This window comes from Nonomuraea sp. CA-141351 (assembly GCF_050944675.1).
Classification (GTDB): Bacteria; Actinomycetota; Actinomycetes; order Streptosporangiales; family Streptosporangiaceae; genus Nonomuraea.
Genome location: NZ_CP191982.1, coordinates 7,420,345 through 7,439,047 on the forward strand (window position 1 = coordinate 7,420,345; position 18,703 = coordinate 7,439,047).

An 18,703-nucleotide genomic window follows, 5' to 3' on the forward strand; every position below is an offset into this window, starting at 1 on the left:
GGCGAAACCACCCGAAAGCAGTATCGGAGGGTGATCTCACTTGCGTCACACGTGCCTGTGATGCCTGGCCGGGTGCTCGGGGCCCGGCCAGGCATCCCCCACTACCTGGAGGTGCCGGCATGAGCGTGCTTGCCCTTGAGGGCGGGTCTTCTCCGGAGACAGCGCCCGACGCCCTGTCGGGCTTCACGATCGGGGTGACCGCGACGAGGCGCCGTGAGGAGTTCGGCGCGCTGCTGGAGCGGCGCGGCGCCCGCGTGGTCAGCGCCCCCGCGATCCGGCTGGTCCCCCTGGCCGAGGACGCCGACCTGCTCGCCGCGACCCGCGAGAGCCTGGCAGGGCCGCTCGACGACGTGGTGGTCACCACCGGCGTCGGGTTCCGCGGCTGGATGGCCGCCGCCGAGGGCTGGGGCCTCTCGGCCGACCTGGGCGAGCACCTGTCCCGGTCGCGCCTGCTGACCCGCGGCCCCAAGGCCAGGGGGGCGGTGCGCGCCGCCGGGCTGAACGACCACTGGACGCCTCCCACGGAGTCGTGCGAGGAGGTCAAGCAGTACCTGCTCTCCCAGGATCTGCGCGGGCGGCGCATCGCGGTACAGCAGCACGGCGAGCCGCTCAGCGACTTCGTGGCGGACCTGCGGCGGGCGGGGGCCGAGGTGATCGAGATCCCGGTCTACCGGTGGCTGCCGTACCGCGACATCTCGCCGCTGCGCCGCCTGATCAGCCAGACCATCTCCGGCTCGGTGGACGCGGTGGCCTTCACCAGCGCGCCCGCCGTCCACGCCATGCTGCAGGCGGCCCGCTCCGACGGGCTGGAGGAGGCGCTGCTGGCGTCCTTCAGCGGCACGGTCGTGGCCGCCTGCGTGGGACACGTGACGGCGGAGCCCCTGACCTCGCGCGGCGTGCCGACCCTGCAGCCGGAGCGCTCGCGCCTCGGCGCGCTGGCCCGCGCGCTGGCCCGGCACCTGCCGGAGCACGGCGTCACCCGGCTCGTGGCCGGCGACCACCGGCTGGAGATCCGCGGTCACGCCGTGGTGGTGGACGGCGAGTTGCGCCCGCTGCCCCCGGCCCCGATGGCGGTGCTCAAGCGCCTGGCGGACAAGCCCGGTCACGTGGTGTCCCGCGCCGACCTGCGTACGGTGCTGCCGGGCAGCATCGCGCGCGAGTCCGCCGAGCACGCGGTGGAGATGGCCATCACGCGGCTGCGGCGGGCGCTCGGGCCGAGCGGGATCGTGGAGACGGTGGTCAAGCGCGGCTACCGCCTCGCCTGCCTGTACGAGGCGGGCCTGTGACGGGCTGGGTCACGGCAGGAAGGCCTTTGACCGGAAACACTTCGGTCGCGCGACGGAACTCATCAGGAGGGCTTGTGAGCCCCGCGCTCGTCCTGGCCGCGCACGGCACTCGCAGCGCCGCCGGAGAGCAGACCCTGTCGGCTCTGGCGGAGACGGTCAGAAGGGCCCGTCCCGGGCAGCGCGTCGAGCTGAGCTACCTAGAGATCAGCTCGCCCCTGCTGTCCGACGTGCTGCCGGCGATCCCCGGCCCGGTGGTCGTGGTGCCGCTGCTGCTGGCTGGCGGCTACCACGCCCACATCGACCTGCCCAACGTCATCACCGAGTGCCGCCCCGACGCCGTGGTGGCCGGCTGGCTGGGGCCGCACCGGCTGCTGACGTCGGCGCTGGCCCGCAAGCTGGCCCGGGCCGGCCTGCGCTCCACGGACGCGGTCATCCTGGGGGCCGCCGGCTCCTCCGACCCGTCCGCCCTGGCCGACGTCCGCGCCGCCGCCCACCAGCTCGCCGTACGCCTCGCGCGCCCGGTCACGGCGGCCTTCGCCTCGGCCGGGTCGCCGTCGCTCGAGGAGGCCATGGAACGGCTCTGCTCGACCCCGGCCGACCGCGTGGCCATCGCCTCGTACGTCCTCGCGCCAGGCTTCTTCCACGACCGGTTGAGGGCTGCGGGGGCTGGGCTGGTGAGCGACCCGCTGGGCGCGGACCCGGACGTGGCGGCGCTGATCTGGCACCGGTACGACGCGGCCCTCACCAACCGGCCCGCCACCCTCCCGGACGCCCCCGGCCTGCACCAAGCGTCCCTCTGACGGCCCCTCCCGTCGAGCGGCGTCGCGCCTGACGGCCCTCCCCGTCGTGCCGCGTCGCACCCGACGGCCCCTCCCCGCCGTGCCGCGTCGCACCCGACGGCCCCTCCCCGCCGTGCCGCGCCGCGCCCGACGGCCCCTCCCCGCCGTGCCGCGCCGCGCCCGACGGCCCCTCCCCGCCGTGCCGCGCCGCGCCCGACGGCCCCTTCCGTCCGGCGTTGCGCCGCCCGCCGTGCGTCCCGGCCACAGCCGAGCGCCACGCCGCTCGCACTACGCGCCAGGACACTTTGGCGCGCCGCGTCGGCGAGACGCCGTGGGACGGGGCCCGGCGCAACGCGTACGGCGCCTGGCCTCGTGACGGCGCTCCGCCTGGCGTGGGGCGGCGGCGTGGGGCGCTGGGTGGTGCGCCACCGGCCGAGTCGCCGGAGCCGCCATCCCGCCGTGCGCGTTGCGCCGGACTCCGCCGCACACCATCTCACCGGCCCGACGCCGGCACGTGCGGGCCGACGACTCGTCGCCGGCATGTGCCGGCCAACGAACCCGTGCCCGGCACGTGCCGACCGACGAACCACGCGGGCACCATGCAGACCAACGAACCCATGCCCGGCCTGTGCGGGCCGACAGCTCGGCGCCGGCACGTGCGGGCCGACGACGCCGCGCAGGCACCGTGCGGGCCGATGACCCGGCGCCGGCACGTGCGGGCCGACGACAGGCGGTGCGCCGTCAGTGCGCCGCTGCGAAGCACCGTCCGGGCATGCGGCCCGCGCCTTCGTACGCGCCGCCCCGCAGAGCACCGTCAAAGCGCGCCGCCCCTCGAGGGGCCCTCATAGCGCGCCACTTCCCGAAACGACCCTCAGAGCCCGTAACCCCGCAAAGCACCCGTGAGAGCTCGACGCCGAGAAGGGCGGCTGTCAGAGTGCGACGGCGGGAAAGGACGGCCGTCAGAGTGCGATGCCCAGCAGAGCGTCCGTGAGGTCGCGGACCAGGCTGGGGGCGGTGGGGTCGGGGCCGCCGGCGGTGAGGGCTTCGGCGGCCCAGGCGTCGACGGCAGCCAGGGCGCCCGGTGAGTCGAGGTCGCCGGCCAGCCGGGCACGCACCGTGGCCAGCAGATCGTCGGCGCGCGGCCCAGAGGACAGCGCGACCGCCGAGCGCCACGTCGCCAGCCGGCGCTCGGCGTCGGCCATCAGCGACGGGACGTACTCCCAGTCGGCGCGGTAGTGGTGGGCCAGCAGGACGAGCCGTACCGCCATCGGGTCGTGCGCCAGCCGCAGCTTGGACACGAACACCAGGTTGCCCTTGGACTTGGACATCTTCTCGCCGTCGAGCGCCACCATGCCCGCGTGCGTGTAGAACTTGGCGAACGGCCACTCGCCCGTGAGCGCGTGGCCCTCGGAGGCGCCGCACTCGTGGTGCGGGAAGATCAGGTCGGAGCCGCCGCCCGCCACGTCGAAGCCTGGGCCCAGGCTGTCGAGGGCGATGGCGGTGCACTCGATGTGCCAGCCGGGACGGCCCCTGCCCAGGCGGGACTCCCAGGCGGGCTCGCCGGGCCGCTCGGCCCGCCACAGCAGCCAGTCGAGCGGGTGTCGCTTGCCCGCCCTGTCGGGGTCGCCCCCGCGCTCGGCGAACAGGGCCGTCATCTCGCCCTCGTCGTAGCCGGATACCTGGCCGTATTTGGGCGCGTCGGCCACGCTGAAGTAGACGTCACCGTCGAGGACGTACGTGACGCCTTTGGCGGACAGCTTGGAGATCAACTCGGCGACCCGGCCGACGACCTCGGTGACGCCGACGTACTCGCGGGGCGGCAGGATCCGCAGCGCCTCCATGTCGCCGCGGAACAGCTCGATCTCCCGCTCGGCCAGGTCGCGCCAGTCGACGCCGGTCTGCCCTGCCCGCTCCAGCAGCGGATCGTCCACGTCTGTGGCGTTCTGCGTGTAGTGGACCTCGTGGCCCGCGTCGCGCCACATCCGGCCGACGAGATCGAAGGCGTGGTAGGTGTTGGCGTGGCCGAGGTGGGTGGCGTCGTAGGGGGTGATGCCGCAGACGTAGATCCTGGCGGTGGGCCCCGGATCGGTCTGCCTCACCTGCTTGGCCGACGTGTCATAGAGACTCAGCGGAATGCTCTCACCTGGGAGCTTTGGAACGTTCTGGGCAGCCCACGATCTCATGTGTTTGAGCCTATCCGTCCCGATCAGCGGTCAGGTCGGCGAAGTCGTACGTCACGCCGTCCGGCGCGAGTGTGACCTCCATCACCGACAGGGAGGCGAAGATCCGGCCGTCGGGCAGCTCGTGCCGGACGATGAGCGCGGCCGGGTCGGCGGACGGCTCGGCCTTGATCAGCTCGCCCCAGGGCTCGGTCTCGAACCTGGGCAGGTACGCGGCGACCCGCTCGCTCTCCGGGTCGAGCCCGGTGTTCACGATCATGCTGGTGCCCTCAGGCAGATCGGAGGCGCTCAGCCGCTCGCCGTCCCAGCTGAACAGGCGGATGCGCGCCGGCTCGGCGAGCACCAGGTGGAAGGGGTCGTAGCGGGTGAGGTCTCCGCCCGGCGTCTCGCCCGTGTACGCGGCCCGCAGCGCCAGGTCTCCCCGGGAGATCCTGGTCGTCTCCTCGGCCTCCTTGCCGCGCCCGTTGAGCAGTGCGGCGGCGCGGCGGGCCGGAGGGTTGACGGCCAGCCAGGTGCCGCCACCCTTGAGGTCACGCCCACCGATCACGCCCGGGTATTCCGGCCAGTGCTCCCCCGGCCCCTCCCATGGGCGATCGGCGCTCTCGTCCCTCACGCCCATGAGGGTCAGTGGCCGCCCGGTTCTCACGATCAGCGTGCACATGGGCAAAGGGTAATAAACAGGAAATGATCGGTTAGATCGGGGGCCAGGGGATGGCGGGCCATCCTTCCGACGGGTACGGGTGGACGCCCGTGTCGAGCAGCCGCCTGACCCGCTGCCAGGTGGCCTCCACCTCCTCCAGCGTCAGCAGTTCGCGCAGCCTGCGCCCGAGCGAGCCCGACTCGATGTCGCGCTCGAGCTTGGCCAGGACGGCCACCGCCTCGCGGGCGAGGGGCTTGCCCCGCCACTGCCAGAGCACGGTGCGCAGTTTGTCCTCGACGGAGAAGCAGACCCCGTGGTCGACCCCGAAGACGTGCCCCGTGGGCAGCGGCAGCAGATGTCCGCCCTTGCGGTCGGCGTTGTTGACCACCGCGTCGAACACCGCCATCCGGCGCACCAGCGGATTACGGCTCTTGACCAGCCGCGTGAGGTCGATCTCCCGCTCGGTGTCGATCCACAGCTGGACCATGCCCGGCCCGAAGGGACCCTCGCGGTAGACGGTGGGCGGCACGATGTTCCAGCCGGTGGCCTGCGACACCTCGAACGCGGCCACCTCACGCGCGGCGAGGGTGCCGTCGGGGAAGTCCCACAGCGGGCGCTCACCGCGTACCGGCTTGTAGACGCAGGCGGCCGAGCGGGAGCCCAGCTTGACCGAGCAGTAGAGCGTCATGTTGGTGGCCTCGACGAGCCGGCCGGCCACTTCCAGGCGGCCGTCGCGCAGCAACGCGAGAACCTCATCGTCTTGTACGGACGGCTGTTGTTGGGACGGCTTGATGGCCGGTTCGCTCTCAGGAGCGGTCATGAAGCCGCCTCACCCCCGCGGTATCCGTTGAGACGCACACAGACGTGCCCGGTGGCGTCGAGTGGCTGTCCGCACAGAGGGCACGGCGGTCGGCCCGCCGCGACGATCTGGAGGGCTCGCTGGGTGAAGGCGCGAGCGGCTCCCGCGCTGATGCGAACGCGCAGCACCGCCGGGTCGGGGATGTCGGCGTCGTCCTCGTCGACGACCTCCTGCGCCTCTATCACCACCTGCGATTTCTCCGCGTCCCACGCCAGCGCCATCGTGCCCACGCGGAAGTCCTCCGCGACCGGGGTGTCGAGGGGCGCGTCGTCGGTCAGGTCGGCGGGAGCGAGCGCGGGAACGTGCGCGGCGCCCCCGCTGAGCCGCAACACCTCGTCGAGCAGCTCATCCAGCCTGCCCGCGAGCGCCGCGACCTGCAGTTTCTCCAGCGCCACCGTCGTCAGTCTGCCCTCGGCCCTGGCCTGCAGAAAAAAGGCCCGCGCGCCCGGCTGCCCCAAGGCACCGGCGACGAACCTCTCTGGTGGGTCGTAGTCGAAGACCGGCATACGCTGACCTTACGTGGTTCCGGGTCCACCGCCGACGGCGGCATCGCTCCCGGTGATGTTTTCTCCCCCGTCTTTCTCCTCCGAATCCTCGGGAAGCCTCAATTCCCCCATATCGTTAAGCCTGAGAACAAAGGGGCGCAAGGTGGCATAGCGAATGATGGTGAGGGCCGCCGGATCAGCTGTTATCCGCTGAAAATGATCGAGATGGAGCCCCAGAGCGTCCGCGACGATCGACTTGATCACGTCGCCGTGGCTGCAAACCAGGTAGACAGCCTTCTCCCCCAGGCGTTGATTCCACTCCCTGACCGCCGAGACGGCCCGGTGTTGCATCTCGGACAGCGACTCCCCTTCCGGGAATGTCGCCGCGCTGGGGTGCGCCTGCACCACCTGCCACAACGGCTCCTTGGCGAGCTCCTTCAGCGGCCGCCCGGTCCAGCCGCCGTAGCCGCACTCGATGAAGCGTTCGTCGGCCTGCACGTCAGTCTCGCGCCCCTGGGCGACGGCCTGGGCCGTCTCCTGGCAGCGTTCGAGGGGGCTGGAGACGATGGCGTCGAGCCTGACGCCCGCGACGCGGGCGGCCAGCGCCGCGGCCTGCGCCCGGCCGGCCTCGCTCAGATGCACTCCCGGCGTTCGTCCGGCCAGCACCGGGCCGGTGAGGTCCGTGAGCCCGTGTCGGGCCAAAAGCAGCGTGGTCACCCGGCAAGTGTCGCAGGCGTCGATCACAACGTTTCATCCGCCTGGACGGCAAATGAGAAACCTGCGAGCCGGGCTGCCGCCCCCGCGCTGACCACGAACAACAGTGGAGCGGCAGCCTGATGAGCAGGTTTCTTGTTGGTACCCTGGCGGGATCATGGAGCAGCGCTATGTCGGCCGCAGCGGCCTGTCGGTGTCCCGGCTGGGGCTCGGCACGATGACTTGGGGGCGTGACACCGACGCGGACGAGGCGTCCGCCCAGCTCCGCACGTTCCTGGAGGCCGGCGGCAACCTCGTCGACACGGCCGACGTCTACACCGGCGGCGACTCCGAGCGGCTGCTGGGGCGGATCATGCGCGACTCCGTGCCACGCTCGGAGCTGGTCATCTCCACCAAGGCCGTGGTGACGCCGACCGGACGCAGGCCGCGCGACGCCTCCAGGCGCCACCTGATCGCCGCGGTCGACGAGTCGCTCAACCGGCTCGGGGTCGACTACGTCGATCTGTGGCAGCTGCACACGTACGACGCCGAGGTGCCTCTGGAGGAGACCCTGGCCGCGCTCGACGCGATCGTCTCCTCCGGGCGCGCCGTCTACGCGGGCGTGTGCGACTACACCGGCTGGCAGCTGGCCGCCGCCGCGGTCACCCAGACGACCATCCCCGGCCGGATCCCGATCACCTCGGCGCAGGTCGAATACTCGCTGCTGGCCCGCGAGCCGGAGCGCGAGCTGCTGCCCGCCGCCGCCCACCTGGGCGTGGGCGTGCTGGCCTGGTCGCCGCTGGGGCGCGGGGTGCTCACCGGGAAATACCGCACCGGCATCCCGGCGGACTCCCGGGCCGCGACCCCGCACTTCACCGACTTCGTCCGGCCCTACCTGGACGAGCGCAGCCGCCGGGTCGTCGAGTCCGTCATGACCGCCGCCGACGGACTCGGCGTGTCGCCGCTGGCGGTCGCCCTATCTTGGGTCCGCGACCAGCCTGGGGTCGCCTCGGCCATCGTCGGAGCCCGTACGCACGCGCAGCTCACGGGGGCCCTGCCGGCCGAGGACGTGGAGCTGCCCATAGAGATCCGAGAGGCCCTCGATGACGTGTCGTCACTCGACTGACCCCTCGACCCAGAAACGAGAGACTCCCTCGCGTATCACTAGTCGATACCGAATCGCAACTTTAGCTGGCAAACGCCTGCGTCCCATGTGCGATGTCCATAAGGATTTCCCCTGGAAGCGACGCAGGAGGGGACGGATGGGGAGCAGGACCGCGATCTCGGCTGGAGTTCTCGCGGTGGCGCTGGCGGCCGTCCCAGTGGCGGCGCCTGCCGCTTCAGCCGCTTCTCAGGACTGCACGCGCGACGGGGGCCTGCTCTCGGGGGTGACCAACACGCTGTGCGATGTGGTGAACGGGATCACCAGCACGGTCGACGACCTGTCGGGCGGGACGACCAAGAAGGTGACGGACGGCGTCGACGAGACCACCGGCGAGGTCCTGGGCCGTGTCGGGGAAGCCGTACCGACCACCAAGACGGCACCGACCCCCAAATCCTCCACGAACAGGCCCTCCCCCTCCCCTACGGGGCTGGACGGCGTGTGCCTGCCGGTGCTGGCGTGCCAGGACCAGGAGGCGGTGGAGAAGCTGTCGCCCACGCCCTCGCCATCGCCTGACCGCACGTCACGGCGCCGGGAGTGGGGTGTGGAGTCCCTGCCCACGAAGAGGCCTACGCCGCCGGAGCAGCGGCCGCAGCTCATGGACACGGGGCGGCCGGTCTCCGAGGAGAAGACGGTGGACACGGACGAGCCCCGGGTGGATCTGCTGTGGCCCAATCCCTTCGCACATGAGCTGACGGTGCCGATGCAGGACCAGCGGGTGGTACGTCCCAGCCCGCCGGCCTCGGACGTGCTGGGAACGGTGCTGACGATCGCGCTGCTGGGGTCGGCCGTGCTGGCGACGCGGATCGTCCAGCAACGTCGGCACCGTACGGAGCCGACGGAGTCGATCCCCTTCGAGCCGGGCCGCGCCGGCAACGGCCGCCACCGCCTGGCCTGACCCGCCGACGCGGCGCGCCAAGGAAGCCCCGGGGAACCGGATCCCCGGGGCGCAGGCCGACCGGACCCCGAGGCGCGACCCCGAGGCGAGCGGAAAGCCGCCGTCAGGCGCCGATGGCGTGGACGCCGCCGTCCACGTGGACGATCTCGCCGGTGGTGGCGGGGAACCAGTCCGACATCAGGGCCACGCAGGCCTTGGCCGCCGGCAGCGTGTCCGACAGGTCCCAGCCCAGCGGGGCCTTCTCCGGCCAGCTGTCCTCGAACTCCTTGAAGCCCGGGATCGACTTGGCCGCCATCGTGCGCAGCGGACCGGCCGCCACCAGGTTGACGCGGATGTTGTGCTGGCCGAGGTCACGGGCGAGGTAGCGGCTGCACGACTCCAGGCCGGCCTTGGCCACGCCCATCCAGTCGTAGACCGGCCACGCCTTGGTGGCGTCGAAGTCGAGGCCGACGACCGCCCCGCCCTCCTTCATGAGGGGCAGGCAGGCCACCGCCAGCGACTTGAACGAGTAGGTGGACACGTGCAGGGCCGTGGCGACGTCCTCCCACGTGGTGTTGAGGAAGTTGCCGCCGAGGGCCGTCTGCGGGGCGAAGCCGATCGAGTGGACCACGCCGTCGAGGCCGTCCACGTGCTCGCCCACCCGCGCCGCGAGCGTGTCGAGGTGCTCGTTGCTCTGGACGTCGAGCTCGAGCACCGGCGCCGGGGCGGGCAGTCGCTTGGCGATGCGCTCCACCAGGGACAGCCGGCCGAACCCGGTGAGCACCACGGTGGCGCCCTCCTCCTGCGCCAGCTTGGCCACCGAGAACGCGATCGAGGAGTCGGTGAGCACGCCGGTCACGAGGATCCGCTTGCCTTCGAGAATGCCCATGTCAGTGCCCCATTCCGAGTCCGCCGTCGACCGGGATCACGGCCCCGGTGATGTAAGAGGCGTCGTCGCCGGCCAGGAAGCGTACGACGCGTGCCACCTCCCCGGGCACAGCCTGCCGCCCGAGGGGGATCTGGGAGACGATCGCCTCGGGGTCGAGGTCGGCCGTCATGTCGGTCTTGACGAAGCCGGGCGCGACCACGTTGACCGTGATGTTGCGCGAGCCGTACTCGCGGGCCAGCGAGCGGGCGAAGCCGACCAGCCCGGCCTTGGAGGCGGCGTAGTTGGCCTGGCCGGCCTGGCCGGACAGGCCGACCACGGAGGAGATGAGGATGATCCGGCCGCGCTTGAGCTTCATCATCGGGCGGACGGCCCGCTTGGCGACGCGGTACGCGCCCGTCAGGTTGGCGTCGATGACGTCGGTGAAGGTGTCTTCCTTCATCATGGCGAGCAGCGTGTCCTTGGTGATGCCCGCGTTGGAGACGAGGACCTCGACCGGGCCCTGCTCCGCCTCGACCTTGTCGAACGCGGCCTCGACGTCGGCCATGCTGGTGACGTCGCAGCGCACGCCGAACAGGCCCTCGGGCGGCTCCCCCGATCGGTAGGTGACCGCGACGGCGTCGCCGGCCGCGGCGAGTTCACGGGCGATCGCGAGGCCTATGCCGCGATTGCCCCCGGTGACGAGTACAGAGCGTGCCATGACATCAGACGCTATCTCTTACCGGCGGGTATCCAGTTGTCCGGGTCAGACAAGATCACAGGGATAGGATCGTGGACATGCGCCAGATCGATCCCGACTTCCTGGAGCTGCCGCTGCGGCAGCTCGCGGACGCCGCCTTGCAACGCGCTCGCGACCTCGGCGCCGAGCACGCCGACTTCCGGCTGGAACGCGTCAGAGCCGAGACGCTCAGCCTCTACGACGCCCGGCTCGAAGGCGCCATGGACGCCGACGATCTGGGCTACGCCGTGCGCGTCGTCAAGGGAGGCACGTGGGGCTTCGCCGCGGGCATCCATCTGACGCCGGAGGCCGCCGCGACGGTGGCCGAGCAGGCGGTGCGGGTGGCCGAGGTGAGCGCCCCGATCAACAGGGAGCCCATCGCGCTGGCGCCCGAGCCGGTGCACACCGAGGCGGTGTGGGTGTCGTCGTACGACGTCGATCCGTTCGAGGTGGCCTCCGCCGACAAGGTGAGCCTGCTGGCCGACTGGTCGGCCGGGCTGATGAAGGGCGCCGACCACGTGTCGGCGCGTCTGCTGCAGGTCAAGGAGCAGAAGTTCTACGCCGACACGGCCGGCACGGTCACCACGCAGCAGCGGGTGCGGGTGCATCCCAAGCTCAACGCGATGAAGGCGCACGAGACCGGCTTCGACGACATGTCGACCCTCGCCCCGCCGGTCGGGCGCGGGTACGAATACCTGACGGGCACGGGCTGGGACTGGCAGGGCGAGCTGGCCAGGCTGCCCGAGCTGCTGGCGGAGAAGCTGGCGGCGCCCTCGGTCGAGGCGGGCGACTACGACCTCGTCGTCGACCCTTCCAACCTGTGGCTGACGATCCACGAGTCGATCGGCCACGCCACCGAGCTGGACCGGGCGCTGGGCTACGAGGCGGCGTACGCGGGCACCAGCTTCGCCACGTTCGACCAGCTCGGCGAGCTGGTGTACGGCTCGCCGGTGATGAACGTGACCGGCGACAGGACGGTCACGCACGGCCTGTCCACGATCGGCTACGACGACGAGGGCGTGCAGGGGCAGAGCTTCGACATCATCAGGGACGGCATCCTGGTCGGCTACCAGCTCGACCGGCGGATGGCGCTGATGAAGGGGCTCGGGCGGTCCAACGGGTGCGCGTTCGCCGACTCGCCCGGCCACATGCCGATCCAGCGCATGGCCAACGTGTCGCTGGCGGCCGCGCCCGGCGGCCCTTCGACCGACGAGCTGATCGCGGGCGTGGAGCGGGGCATCTACATCGTCGGCGACAAGAGCTGGTCGATCGACATGCAGCGCTACAACTTCCAGTTCACCGGTCAGCGGGCGTACAAGATCTCCCACGGGAAGCTGGCCGGGCAGATCAGGGACTTCGCCTACCAGGCGACCACGACGGACTTCTGGTGGTCGATGGAGGCCGTCGGCGGGCCTGAGACGTACGTGCTCGGAGGCGCCTTCAACTGCGGCAAGGGCCAGCCGGGCCAGGTCGCGCCGGTCAGCCACGGCTGCCCCTCGGCCCTGTTCAGGGGCGTGCGGATCCTCAACACCGTTCAGGAGGGCGGGAAGTGACGCCTCAGGAGATGGTCGAGAAGGCCCTGGAGCTCTCGGCGAACGACGACTGCGTGGTGCTCGTGGACGAGGGCTCCACGGCCAACCTGCGTTTCGCGGGCAACACGCTCACCACGAACGGCGTCGCCCGCTCCTCGCAAGTGACCGTGATCTCGATCGCGGGCGAGAGCGCCGGCGTCGTGTCGCGCTCGGTCGTACGCGATGAGCAGCTCGCGGACGTGGTGGCGGCGGCCGACGCGGCCGCGCGGGACGCACGGCCCGCCGAGGACGCCCGCCCGCTCGTCGAGGGCGTGCCGGAGTCGCCTCACTGGGGCTCCTCCGTCGAGCCGACCGACATCGGGGTGTTCGAGGCGTTCGCGCCGGCGCTCGGCGACGCGTTCGCGGCGGCCGAGGCGGGCGGCAGGAAGCTGTACGGCTTCGCGGAGCACTCGCTGACCTCGACGTTCCTCGGCACGTCCACGGGCCTGCGGCTGCGCCACGACCAGCCGACCGGCCGGATGGAGCTCAATGCCAAGTCGGCCGACCTGAAGCGCTCGGCGTGGACGGGCGTGTCCACGCAGGACTTCACAGACGTCGACGTCGCGGCGCTCGACTCCTCGCTGGCGCAGCGGCTGGAGTGGGCCAAGACCAGGGTGGACCTGCCGGCGGGGCGCTACGAGACGCTGCTGCCGCCGAGCGCGGTGGCCGACCTGATGATCTACCTGTTCTGGTCGGCCGGCGCGAGGGACGCGCTCGACGGGCGTTCGGTGTTCTCCAAGCCCGGCGGCGGCACGCGCGTGGGCGAACGACTGGCCACGCTTCCTGTCACGCTGTCGAGCGATCCGGGCGCGGCGGGCATCGCGTGCGCGCCGTTCGTGACGGCGCACGCCTCCAGCAGGCAGAGCTCGGTGTTCGACAACGGGCTGCCGCTGGGGCCGACCGGCTGGATCAAGGACGGCACGCTGGAGGCGCTGCTGCAGACCCGCTACTCGGCGGAGCTGAGCGGGCTGGACGTGACGCCGGCGATCGACAACCTGATCATGGCGGGACCCTCCGGCGGCGGCTCACTGGAGGACATGATCGCCTCGACGCAGCACGGTCTGCTCGTCACCTGCCTGTGGTACATCCGCGAGGTCGACCCCCAGACGCTGCTCGTGACCGGGTTGACCCGTGACGGGGTCTACCTGGTGGAGCATGGCGAGGTCGTGGGCGAGGTGAACAACTTCCGCTTCAACGAGAGCCCGGTGGACCTGCTCGGGCGGCTGACCGAGGTGGGAGCGGGCGAGCGCACGCTGCCGCGCGAGTGGAACGACTACTTCCAGCGCACCGTCATGCCGCCGGTCCGGGTGCCGGACTTCAACATGTCCACGGTCAGCCAGGCCAGCTGACGCTTCTTCCGGGCCGCGCCCGCCCGTGTCGTCACCTCGGGCGGGCGCGGCCCGGCGCTTTCCTCTCCCCTCTCGTTCCCCCTGGCGTACACCGGGAGGGGATTGACCCTTGAGGCGCCACAGAGGCCTCCAGGGCCGTCACAGGGCCGCGGAGGGCGGCGACTCACGCGTCCTCGAGGCGGAAGCCGACCTTCATGCCGACCTGGAAGTGCGAGACCTCCCCCGCGTCGAGATACCCGCGGATCTCCGTCACCTCGAACCAGTCGAGGTGACGCAGCGTCTGCGAGGCCCGGCTGATGCCGTTGCGGATGGCCTCGTCGACGCTCTCCCTGGACGTGCCCACGATCTCCGTGACCCGGTACGTACGATCCGTCATCTCCACATCCTCCTTACTCGAAGGCCATGATCGCATGACCCCCGTCCCCGCACCGGGGCGCTGTCGCACCCTCCCCTCCCTAGGTCTACCGTGGAAGATATGAAGGGGTGGCGTAGGAGACCAGTCGTCCACCAGGTCACGGACGCCGAGCCGTCCCTGACGGCCGACATCCGCAAGCGCGAGATCGGCTACCTCGTCAAGATGGGCATCCGCACGATCTGCCTGATCCTGGCCGTCGTGGTGCCGGTGCCGTGGCCGTACCGGCTGCTCTTCATCGCCGGGGCCGTCTTTTTGCCATACATAGCCGTAATCGGGGCCAATGAGAGGGGTAAGGGTGCCCCTCCGCCTACCTTTCAGTCGCCTGAAGCTAACCAAACCGAGATACCGCTGCATCGACGCGAGATCGGGTCGTGACTAAGTCTTGACGCATCCCATGGGTTGTAGGTGTACGCTTTAGCCATAGCGCTCCGGTCCCCCGTCGGAGTGCTGGTGCCGGCGTTCCGGGCCCCCGTCGGAACGCCGATGACGCGATGCCGGGTGGTTTGCCCCCGTAACCACCCGGCATCGCCTTTTCCCCGGTAGGCCTTATTGATCAACGCGACGCCACCGGCCGCGTCGGTAGGGCCGCTTTCCCGAAATCGTTTACACTCCCTCCCGCCTCGTTATTCCCAGGAAATCTTCAGGCGGGAGCGAGCTTGACTTCAACAGTTCGTTCGAGTCTCAGCCGTCTGTCAGCGTCTCGGCTGTGGCCTGTCCCCAGTTCTTCGCCAATGTGATCAGTTTCGCCACGGCGTCGTCGGGGGCGGTGCCGGCGCCCTGGGCCAGGCCCAGCAGGTACGCCGTCAGGGGCGCGGCCGGCCTGGCGACGCCATGGGCGACCTCCTTGGTGAGGTCGAGAATCAGGTCGCGGTCCACGCGGGCCGGGTCGATGCCCAGCTCCTTGCAGGCCAGGACGGTCCATTCGTTGAGCACGTTCATGCGAGCCTCCTCCAGGTCGTCCATTGTGTCGCAGTCGAACCACGGCCTGCCCGGCAGCGCCAGCCGGACGGCGACGAGCGGGCCGAGCAGTCCTTTGAGCGAGCGTCCCGGGTAGGCGGCGAGGGCCGCCTTGAGCGGGGCCGCCGGCCACACCCCGGCCAGCCACTGCTCCCGCCCGCCGTCGTCCACCATCACGACCCCACGGGCCGTCTGAGCGCCTGCCGCGGCGTCCAGGAGCGCGGTCACATGAGTGGCCGTCATGAACGGGAGATCGCCCGCGAGGAGCACCACCCACGGCGCGGTGACCTCGTTCAGCCCGGCGGCGAGGGCGGGAACGGGGCCGCCCTTCGGCGGGTCCTCGCGGGCGAACACCACACCGGGGATCGAGCGCTCCGGGCCGACCACGACCGTCCTCCCCGCACCGGACACGGCCGCCACCACGTGCTCGACCAGGGACCTGCCGCCCACCGTGAGGCCGGGCTTGTCGGCCCCGCCCAGGCGTCGTGCCTCTCCCCCGGCCAGGATCACCGCGTCGAAGGGCACCGGTCCGGGCCCCGAGGGCGCCACCGCGCTAGCCGCCGATGGCGGACATCGGCCGGGACGGCTGGAGGAAGGACGGGTCGTCGATGCCGTGTCCGGCGCGCTTGCGCGCGACGGCGGCGATCCACCGCTCGGCCAGCTCCTCGTCGGACGCCCCGTCACGCATGGCCGTCTTCAGGTCGGACTCCTCCGTGGCGAACAGGCAGTTGCGCACCTGGCCGTCGGCGGTGAGGCGGACCCGGTCGCAGGACCCGCAGAACGGCCGCGTCACCGACCCGATCACGCCGACCCGGGCGGGACCTCCGTCCACGAGGAACCGCTCGGCCGGCGCGCTGCCGCGCTCCTCCAGGTCGTCGGCCGTGAGGTCGAACGCGGCCGACAGCCGGTCGAGGATCTCGTCGGCGGTGACCATGCCCTCCCGGGTCCAGCCGTGCTGGGCGTCGAGGGGCATCTGCTCGATGAAGCGCAGCTCGTACCCCTGCTCGAGGCACCACCGCAGCAGCGGCACGGCCTCCTGGTCGTTGAGGTCGCGCATGAGCACCGCGTTCACCTTGACGGGGCGCAGGCCGGCGTCGGAGGCGGCGGCGAGCCCGGCGATCACGTCGGCGTGCCTGTCGCGGTGGGCCAGCCGCTTGAACGTCGCGGGGTCGAGCGTGTCGAGCGAGACGTTGACCCGGTCGAGCCCGGCGGCGGCCAGCGGCTCGGCGAGCCGGGCCAGCCCGATGCCGTTGGTGGTCAGCGAGACCTGCGGCCTGGGGGTCAGGGCGGTGGTGCGGGCGACGATGTCGACCAGCTCGCGCCGGATGAGGGGCTCTCCGCCCGTGTAGCGCACCTCGGTGACGCCCAGGCGTTCGACACCTATCGTCACGAGGCGGACGATCTCGTCGGCGGTGAGGAGCTGCGCGCTGGGGAGCCAGTCAAGGCCCTCGGGCGGCATGCAGTACGTGCAGCGCAGGTTGCACTTGTCCGTGAGGGACACCCGCAGATCTGTCGCCACCCGTCCGAACGAGTCTCGCAACACGGGGCGTCACCTCCTGTTCGTTCGCCAAAGGGCCAGACTACGACGCCCATCGGGTGGCGCTCAAAATCACCCTTCCTGGCACGAGTAACGCATCGCTCCGTAGATCGATTCCACACCGGAGAGGCCTGGAGCCCCAGCCGTCACTCGCCGGCTCCCCTGGCCAGGGGAGCGCGCCACTTGCGGCGCATGGCCGCGATCCGCAGCCCGAACGCCAGCACCGCCGCCGCCAGCGTGGCCGGCCACCCGTGCAGCCCGTGGGAGGACAGCGCCGCCATCGCCCCCGAGCCCAGCATGGCGGGCACCGCGTAGAGCTGCCGGTCGTAGAGCAGGGTCGGGATCTCCCCGGCCAGCAGGTCGCGCAGCATGCCGCCGCCCACCCCCGTCACCACTCCCAGCAGGGCGGCGTGCAGCGGACTGAGACCGTACTCCAGGGCCTTCTGCGTCCCCACCGCGCTGAACAGCCCCAGCCCCGCCGCGTCCAGCACCAGGATGACCGGCATGCCCCGGGCCACGTGCGGGTGCCAGAAGAAGACGATCAGCGTCGCCACCAGCGGCACCAGCACGTACCCGAGGCTCTGGAAGGCGGCGGGCCGGACGTTGAGTATCAGGTCGCGTACGACACCGCCGCCCAGGGCGGTCATCTCGGCCAGCACCACCATCCCGACCACGTCGAGCCGCTTGCGCACCCCCATGAGCGCCCCCGTCAGGGCGAAGACGAAGATGCCGACAAGGTCGAGAAGCTCAGTCACGTTCGCAATGTTTACCGCATGGCGGGTTCGTGGTGCTCGGCCATCATCACCCGCAGTTGCCGCGTGAACATGAACAGCGCCAGCCCGGCCACGACCGCCATCGACGCCAGCACCAGGTAGTACGCCGGATCGGACAGCACCCGGCCGAGCCGCCCCGTCTGCCCGCCGATCGCGTCGCCCACCGAGAACGCGATGAACCAGACCCCGAGCATCTGGCTCTTGAACGCCTCGGGCGCCAGCTTCGTCGTCACCGACAGCCCGACCGGGCTCAGCGACAGCTCCCCGAACACCTGGATCAGGTAGACGAGCACCAGCCACCACACCGACACCCGCCCGTTCCCCGCCAGGGCGGCCGCGAGCGCCATGACCACGAAGCTCAACCCCACCATGACCAGCGCGAACGCGAACTTCTGCGGGGTGCTCACCCGCGTCCCGAGCTTCACCCACAGCGCCGCGAACACCGGCACGAAGATCATGATGAACAGCGGGTTGAACGCCTGCGTGGTGGCCGGCTGGATCGCGACGCCGAACAACGACAGATCGGTGTGGTCCCTGGCGAAGAACAGCAGCTTGCTCGGCGCCAGGTCGTAGATCATCCAGAAGATGGACGCGGCCGCGAACAGCCAGATGTACGCCTTCATCCGGATACGTTCGTCCTCGGTGAGGTCATGGCTGCCGAGCATGATGTAGCAGAAGTACCCCACGGTCACGAGCACGATGACCACCGTGATCACCACGGTGAGCCGGTCGATTGTGAACGTGCCCGTCGCCGCCCAGGCGGCCAGGGCGATCGCCGGTACCGCCACCCCCAGGGCGACCAGGCGGCCGAGTTTCCGGTGGTCCACATTGGCCGGCCGCTCGCCGATGCCGCGCAGGTCGCGGCCGCCCCGGACGTACTGGATCAGGCCGAACGCCATCCCGACGGCCGCGGCGCTGAACGACAGGTGCCACCGGTTGCCGTCGGCCAGCCAGCCGACCACGATGGGCGCGAAGAAGGCGCCGATGTTGATGCTGAGGTAGAACAGCGAGAACCCGGCGTCCCTGCGTCCGTCGTCCCCCTGCGGATAGAGCCTGCCGACCATGACGGACATGTTCGGCTTGAGGAGCCCGGTGCCGCTGATGATCAGCAGCAGGCCGAGCCACACGAAGAGCGGCGACGTCACGGGGACGGCCATGCTGACGTGCCCCAGCAGGATGAGGGACCCGCCGAGGAACACCGACCTGCGCGCCCCCAGGATCCGGTCCGCGATCCAGCCGCCGGGCAGCGCGACCAGGTAGATGAGCGCCCCGTAAACGCCCACCACCGCCTGCGCTGTCTCCTCCGGCAGGCCGAGGCCCTGCTGGGCGGGCGAGGCCGCCATGAACGTGGCGAGGATCGCCCGCAGCCCGTACCAGCTGAACCGCTCCCACATTTCGGTGCCGAACAACGTGGCCAGGGCCCGCGGATGCCCGAAGAACGTTTTGTCCCGCATTCGCCCCCCTTGTACGAATTAGCACGATTACTTTATGTGATGGACGCAGGTCTTTCCGCACAAGCTATTGCCGCTCTCCGGC

General features: G+C 71.0%; 19 protein-coding genes. 7 read left to right on the forward strand and 12 right to left on the reverse strand.

Annotation, left to right across the window (positions count from 1 at the left end):
• Positions 1-119: 119 nt before the first annotated feature.
• Both ACQPWU_RS35060 and ACQPWU_RS35065 read left to right on the forward strand, forming a co-directional pair.
• Positions 120-1,286, forward strand: a complete 1,167-nt coding sequence (locus ACQPWU_RS35060) for a uroporphyrinogen-III synthase (protein WP_433429525.1) — start codon at positions 120-122, stop codon at positions 1,284-1,286.
• A gap of 74 nt (positions 1,287-1,360) precedes the next feature.
• Positions 1,361-2,086 carry a sirohydrochlorin chelatase gene (locus tag ACQPWU_RS35065; protein ID WP_433429526.1) on the forward strand — a complete coding sequence of 242 codons (726 nt, stop codon included), beginning with the start codon at positions 1,361-1,363 and terminating at the stop codon, positions 2,084-2,086.
• A gap of 938 nt (positions 2,087-3,024) precedes the next feature.
• On the opposite strand, the gene mshC is transcribed toward ACQPWU_RS35065, so the two are convergent.
• From mshC to ACQPWU_RS35090, 5 genes are read right to left on the reverse strand one after another with little or no spacing between them, the layout of a single operon-like run.
• The gene (gene mshC, locus ACQPWU_RS35070; RefSeq protein ID WP_433429527.1) at positions 3,025-4,248 is read right to left on the reverse strand and encodes a cysteine--1-D-myo-inosityl 2-amino-2-deoxy-alpha-D-glucopyranoside ligase; all 1,224 of its coding nucleotides are present in this window, start codon (positions 4,246-4,248) and stop codon (positions 3,025-3,027) included.
• Positions 4,249-4,258: 10 nt separating this feature from the next.
• Positions 4,259-4,906 carry an NRDE family protein gene (locus ACQPWU_RS35075; RefSeq protein ID WP_433429528.1) on the reverse strand — a complete coding sequence of 216 codons (648 nt, stop codon included), beginning with the start codon at positions 4,904-4,906 and terminating at the stop codon, positions 4,259-4,261.
• 31 nt (positions 4,907-4,937) lie between these two features.
• A complete protein-coding gene (locus tag ACQPWU_RS35080; protein WP_433429530.1) occupies positions 4,938-5,705 on the reverse strand; it encodes an SCO1664 family protein in 768 nt (255 codons plus the stop codon).
• Positions 5,702-6,250 carry a DUF3090 domain-containing protein gene (locus tag ACQPWU_RS35085; RefSeq protein ID WP_433429532.1) on the reverse strand — a complete coding sequence of 183 codons (549 nt, stop codon included), beginning with the start codon at positions 6,248-6,250 and terminating at the stop codon, positions 5,702-5,704. Before ACQPWU_RS35085 ends, ACQPWU_RS35080 begins: the two co-directional genes overlap by 4 nt.
• Before the next feature lie 9 nt (positions 6,251-6,259).
• Positions 6,260-6,946 carry an MSMEG_4193 family putative phosphomutase gene (locus ACQPWU_RS35090; protein WP_433429533.1) on the reverse strand — a complete coding sequence of 229 codons (687 nt, stop codon included), beginning with the start codon at positions 6,944-6,946 and terminating at the stop codon, positions 6,260-6,262.
• Between the two features lie 154 nt (positions 6,947-7,100).
• Between ACQPWU_RS35090 and ACQPWU_RS35095 the strand changes: the two genes are divergently transcribed.
• On the forward strand, positions 7,101-8,048 hold the full coding sequence (locus ACQPWU_RS35095) for an aldo/keto reductase (protein ID WP_433429535.1): 948 nt from the start codon (positions 7,101-7,103) through the stop codon (positions 8,046-8,048).
• Positions 8,049-8,184: 136 nt separating this feature from the next.
• Positions 8,185-8,982: a hypothetical protein gene (locus ACQPWU_RS35100; protein ID WP_433429537.1), complete on the forward strand. Its 798-nt coding sequence runs from the start codon at positions 8,185-8,187 to the stop codon at positions 8,980-8,982.
• Between the two features lie 103 nt (positions 8,983-9,085).
• Here the strand turns inward: ACQPWU_RS35100 and fabI are convergent, their stop codons facing one another.
• Positions 9,086-9,850, reverse strand: a complete 765-nt coding sequence (gene fabI, locus ACQPWU_RS35105) for an enoyl-ACP reductase FabI (RefSeq protein ID WP_433429538.1) — start codon at positions 9,848-9,850, stop codon at positions 9,086-9,088.
• A 1-nt stretch (position 9,851) separates the two neighbouring features.
• A complete protein-coding gene (fabG, locus tag ACQPWU_RS35110) occupies positions 9,852-10,547 on the reverse strand; it encodes a 3-oxoacyl-ACP reductase FabG (RefSeq protein ID WP_433429540.1) in 696 nt (231 codons plus the stop codon).
• Positions 10,548-10,624: 77 nt separating this feature from the next.
• Between fabG and ACQPWU_RS35115 the strand changes: the two genes are divergently transcribed.
• Together ACQPWU_RS35115 and ACQPWU_RS35120 are read left to right on the forward strand one after the other, a co-directional pair.
• Complete coding sequence (locus ACQPWU_RS35115; protein WP_433429541.1) at positions 10,625-12,118, forward strand: TldD/PmbA family protein; 1,494 nt, start codon at positions 10,625-10,627, stop codon at positions 12,116-12,118.
• Complete coding sequence (locus ACQPWU_RS35120) at positions 12,115-13,485, forward strand: metallopeptidase TldD-related protein (RefSeq protein WP_433429542.1); 1,371 nt, start codon at positions 12,115-12,117, stop codon at positions 13,483-13,485. Before ACQPWU_RS35115 ends, ACQPWU_RS35120 begins: the two co-directional genes overlap by 4 nt.
• Positions 13,486-13,648: 163 nt before the next feature.
• Here ACQPWU_RS35120 and ACQPWU_RS35125 read toward each other — a convergent pair whose 3' ends face one another.
• On the reverse strand, positions 13,649-13,861 hold the full coding sequence (locus tag ACQPWU_RS35125; RefSeq protein ID WP_433429543.1) for a dodecin: 213 nt from the start codon (positions 13,859-13,861) through the stop codon (positions 13,649-13,651).
• 99 nt (positions 13,862-13,960) lie between these two features.
• Here ACQPWU_RS35125 and ACQPWU_RS35130 point away from each other — a divergent pair, with 99 nt between their 5' ends.
• Complete coding sequence (locus ACQPWU_RS35130; RefSeq protein WP_433429545.1) at positions 13,961-14,275, forward strand: DUF3099 domain-containing protein; 315 nt, start codon at positions 13,961-13,963, stop codon at positions 14,273-14,275.
• 306 nt (positions 14,276-14,581) lie between these two features.
• On the opposite strand, the gene ACQPWU_RS35135 is transcribed toward ACQPWU_RS35130, so the two are convergent.
• The 4 genes from ACQPWU_RS35135 to ACQPWU_RS35150 form a co-directional block, all read right to left on the reverse strand.
• Positions 14,582-15,382 carry an NTP transferase domain-containing protein gene (locus ACQPWU_RS35135; RefSeq protein WP_433429546.1) on the reverse strand — a complete coding sequence of 267 codons (801 nt, stop codon included), beginning with the start codon at positions 15,380-15,382 and terminating at the stop codon, positions 14,582-14,584.
• Between the two features lie 28 nt (positions 15,383-15,410).
• Positions 15,411-16,400, reverse strand: coding sequence for a GTP 3',8-cyclase MoaA (moaA, locus tag ACQPWU_RS35140; protein WP_433429547.1), 990 nt, complete (start codon positions 16,398-16,400; stop codon positions 15,411-15,413).
• Positions 16,401-16,540: 140 nt separating this feature from the next.
• On the reverse strand, positions 16,541-17,149 hold the full coding sequence (locus ACQPWU_RS35145) for a trimeric intracellular cation channel family protein (protein ID WP_360704380.1): 609 nt from the start codon (positions 17,147-17,149) through the stop codon (positions 16,541-16,543).
• A gap of 11 nt (positions 17,150-17,160) precedes the next feature.
• Positions 17,161-18,621: a peptide MFS transporter gene (locus ACQPWU_RS35150; RefSeq protein WP_433429549.1), complete on the reverse strand. Its 1,461-nt coding sequence runs from the start codon at positions 18,619-18,621 to the stop codon at positions 17,161-17,163.
• Positions 18,622-18,703 lie beyond the last annotated feature (82 nt).

Excerpts from the sequence above, each read along its gene's own strand:
- ACQPWU_RS35060 (WP_433429525.1), top strand. The coding sequence starts at position 120 with ATGAGCGTGCTTGCCCTTGAGGGCGGGTCTTCTCCGGAGACAGCGCCC.
- mshC (WP_433429527.1), bottom strand. The coding sequence starts at position 4,248 with ATGAGATCGTGGGCTGCCCAGAACGTTCCAAAGCTCCCAGGTGAGAGC.
- ACQPWU_RS35075 (WP_433429528.1), bottom strand. The coding sequence starts at position 4,906 with ATGTGCACGCTGATCGTGAGAACCGGGCGGCCACTGACCCTCATGGGC.
- ACQPWU_RS35080 (WP_433429530.1), bottom strand. The coding sequence starts at position 5,705 with ATGACCGCTCCTGAGAGCGAACCGGCCATCAAGCCGTCCCAACAACAG.
- ACQPWU_RS35085 (WP_433429532.1), bottom strand. The coding sequence starts at position 6,250 with ATGCCGGTCTTCGACTACGACCCACCAGAGAGGTTCGTCGCCGGTGCC.
- ACQPWU_RS35095 (WP_433429535.1), top strand. The coding sequence starts at position 7,101 with ATGGAGCAGCGCTATGTCGGCCGCAGCGGCCTGTCGGTGTCCCGGCTG.
- ACQPWU_RS35100 (WP_433429537.1), top strand. The coding sequence starts at position 8,185 with ATGGGGAGCAGGACCGCGATCTCGGCTGGAGTTCTCGCGGTGGCGCTG.
- fabI (WP_433429538.1), bottom strand. The coding sequence starts at position 9,850 with ATGGGCATTCTCGAAGGCAAGCGGATCCTCGTGACCGGCGTGCTCACC.
- fabG (WP_433429540.1), bottom strand. The coding sequence starts at position 10,547 with ATGGCACGCTCTGTACTCGTCACCGGGGGCAATCGCGGCATAGGCCTC.
- ACQPWU_RS35115 (WP_433429541.1), top strand. The coding sequence starts at position 10,625 with ATGCGCCAGATCGATCCCGACTTCCTGGAGCTGCCGCTGCGGCAGCTC.
- ACQPWU_RS35125 (WP_433429543.1), bottom strand. The coding sequence starts at position 13,861 with ATGACGGATCGTACGTACCGGGTCACGGAGATCGTGGGCACGTCCAGG.
- ACQPWU_RS35130 (WP_433429545.1), top strand. The coding sequence starts at position 13,961 with ATGAAGGGGTGGCGTAGGAGACCAGTCGTCCACCAGGTCACGGACGCC.
- ACQPWU_RS35150 (WP_433429549.1), bottom strand. The coding sequence starts at position 18,621 with ATGCGGGACAAAACGTTCTTCGGGCATCCGCGGGCCCTGGCCACGTTG.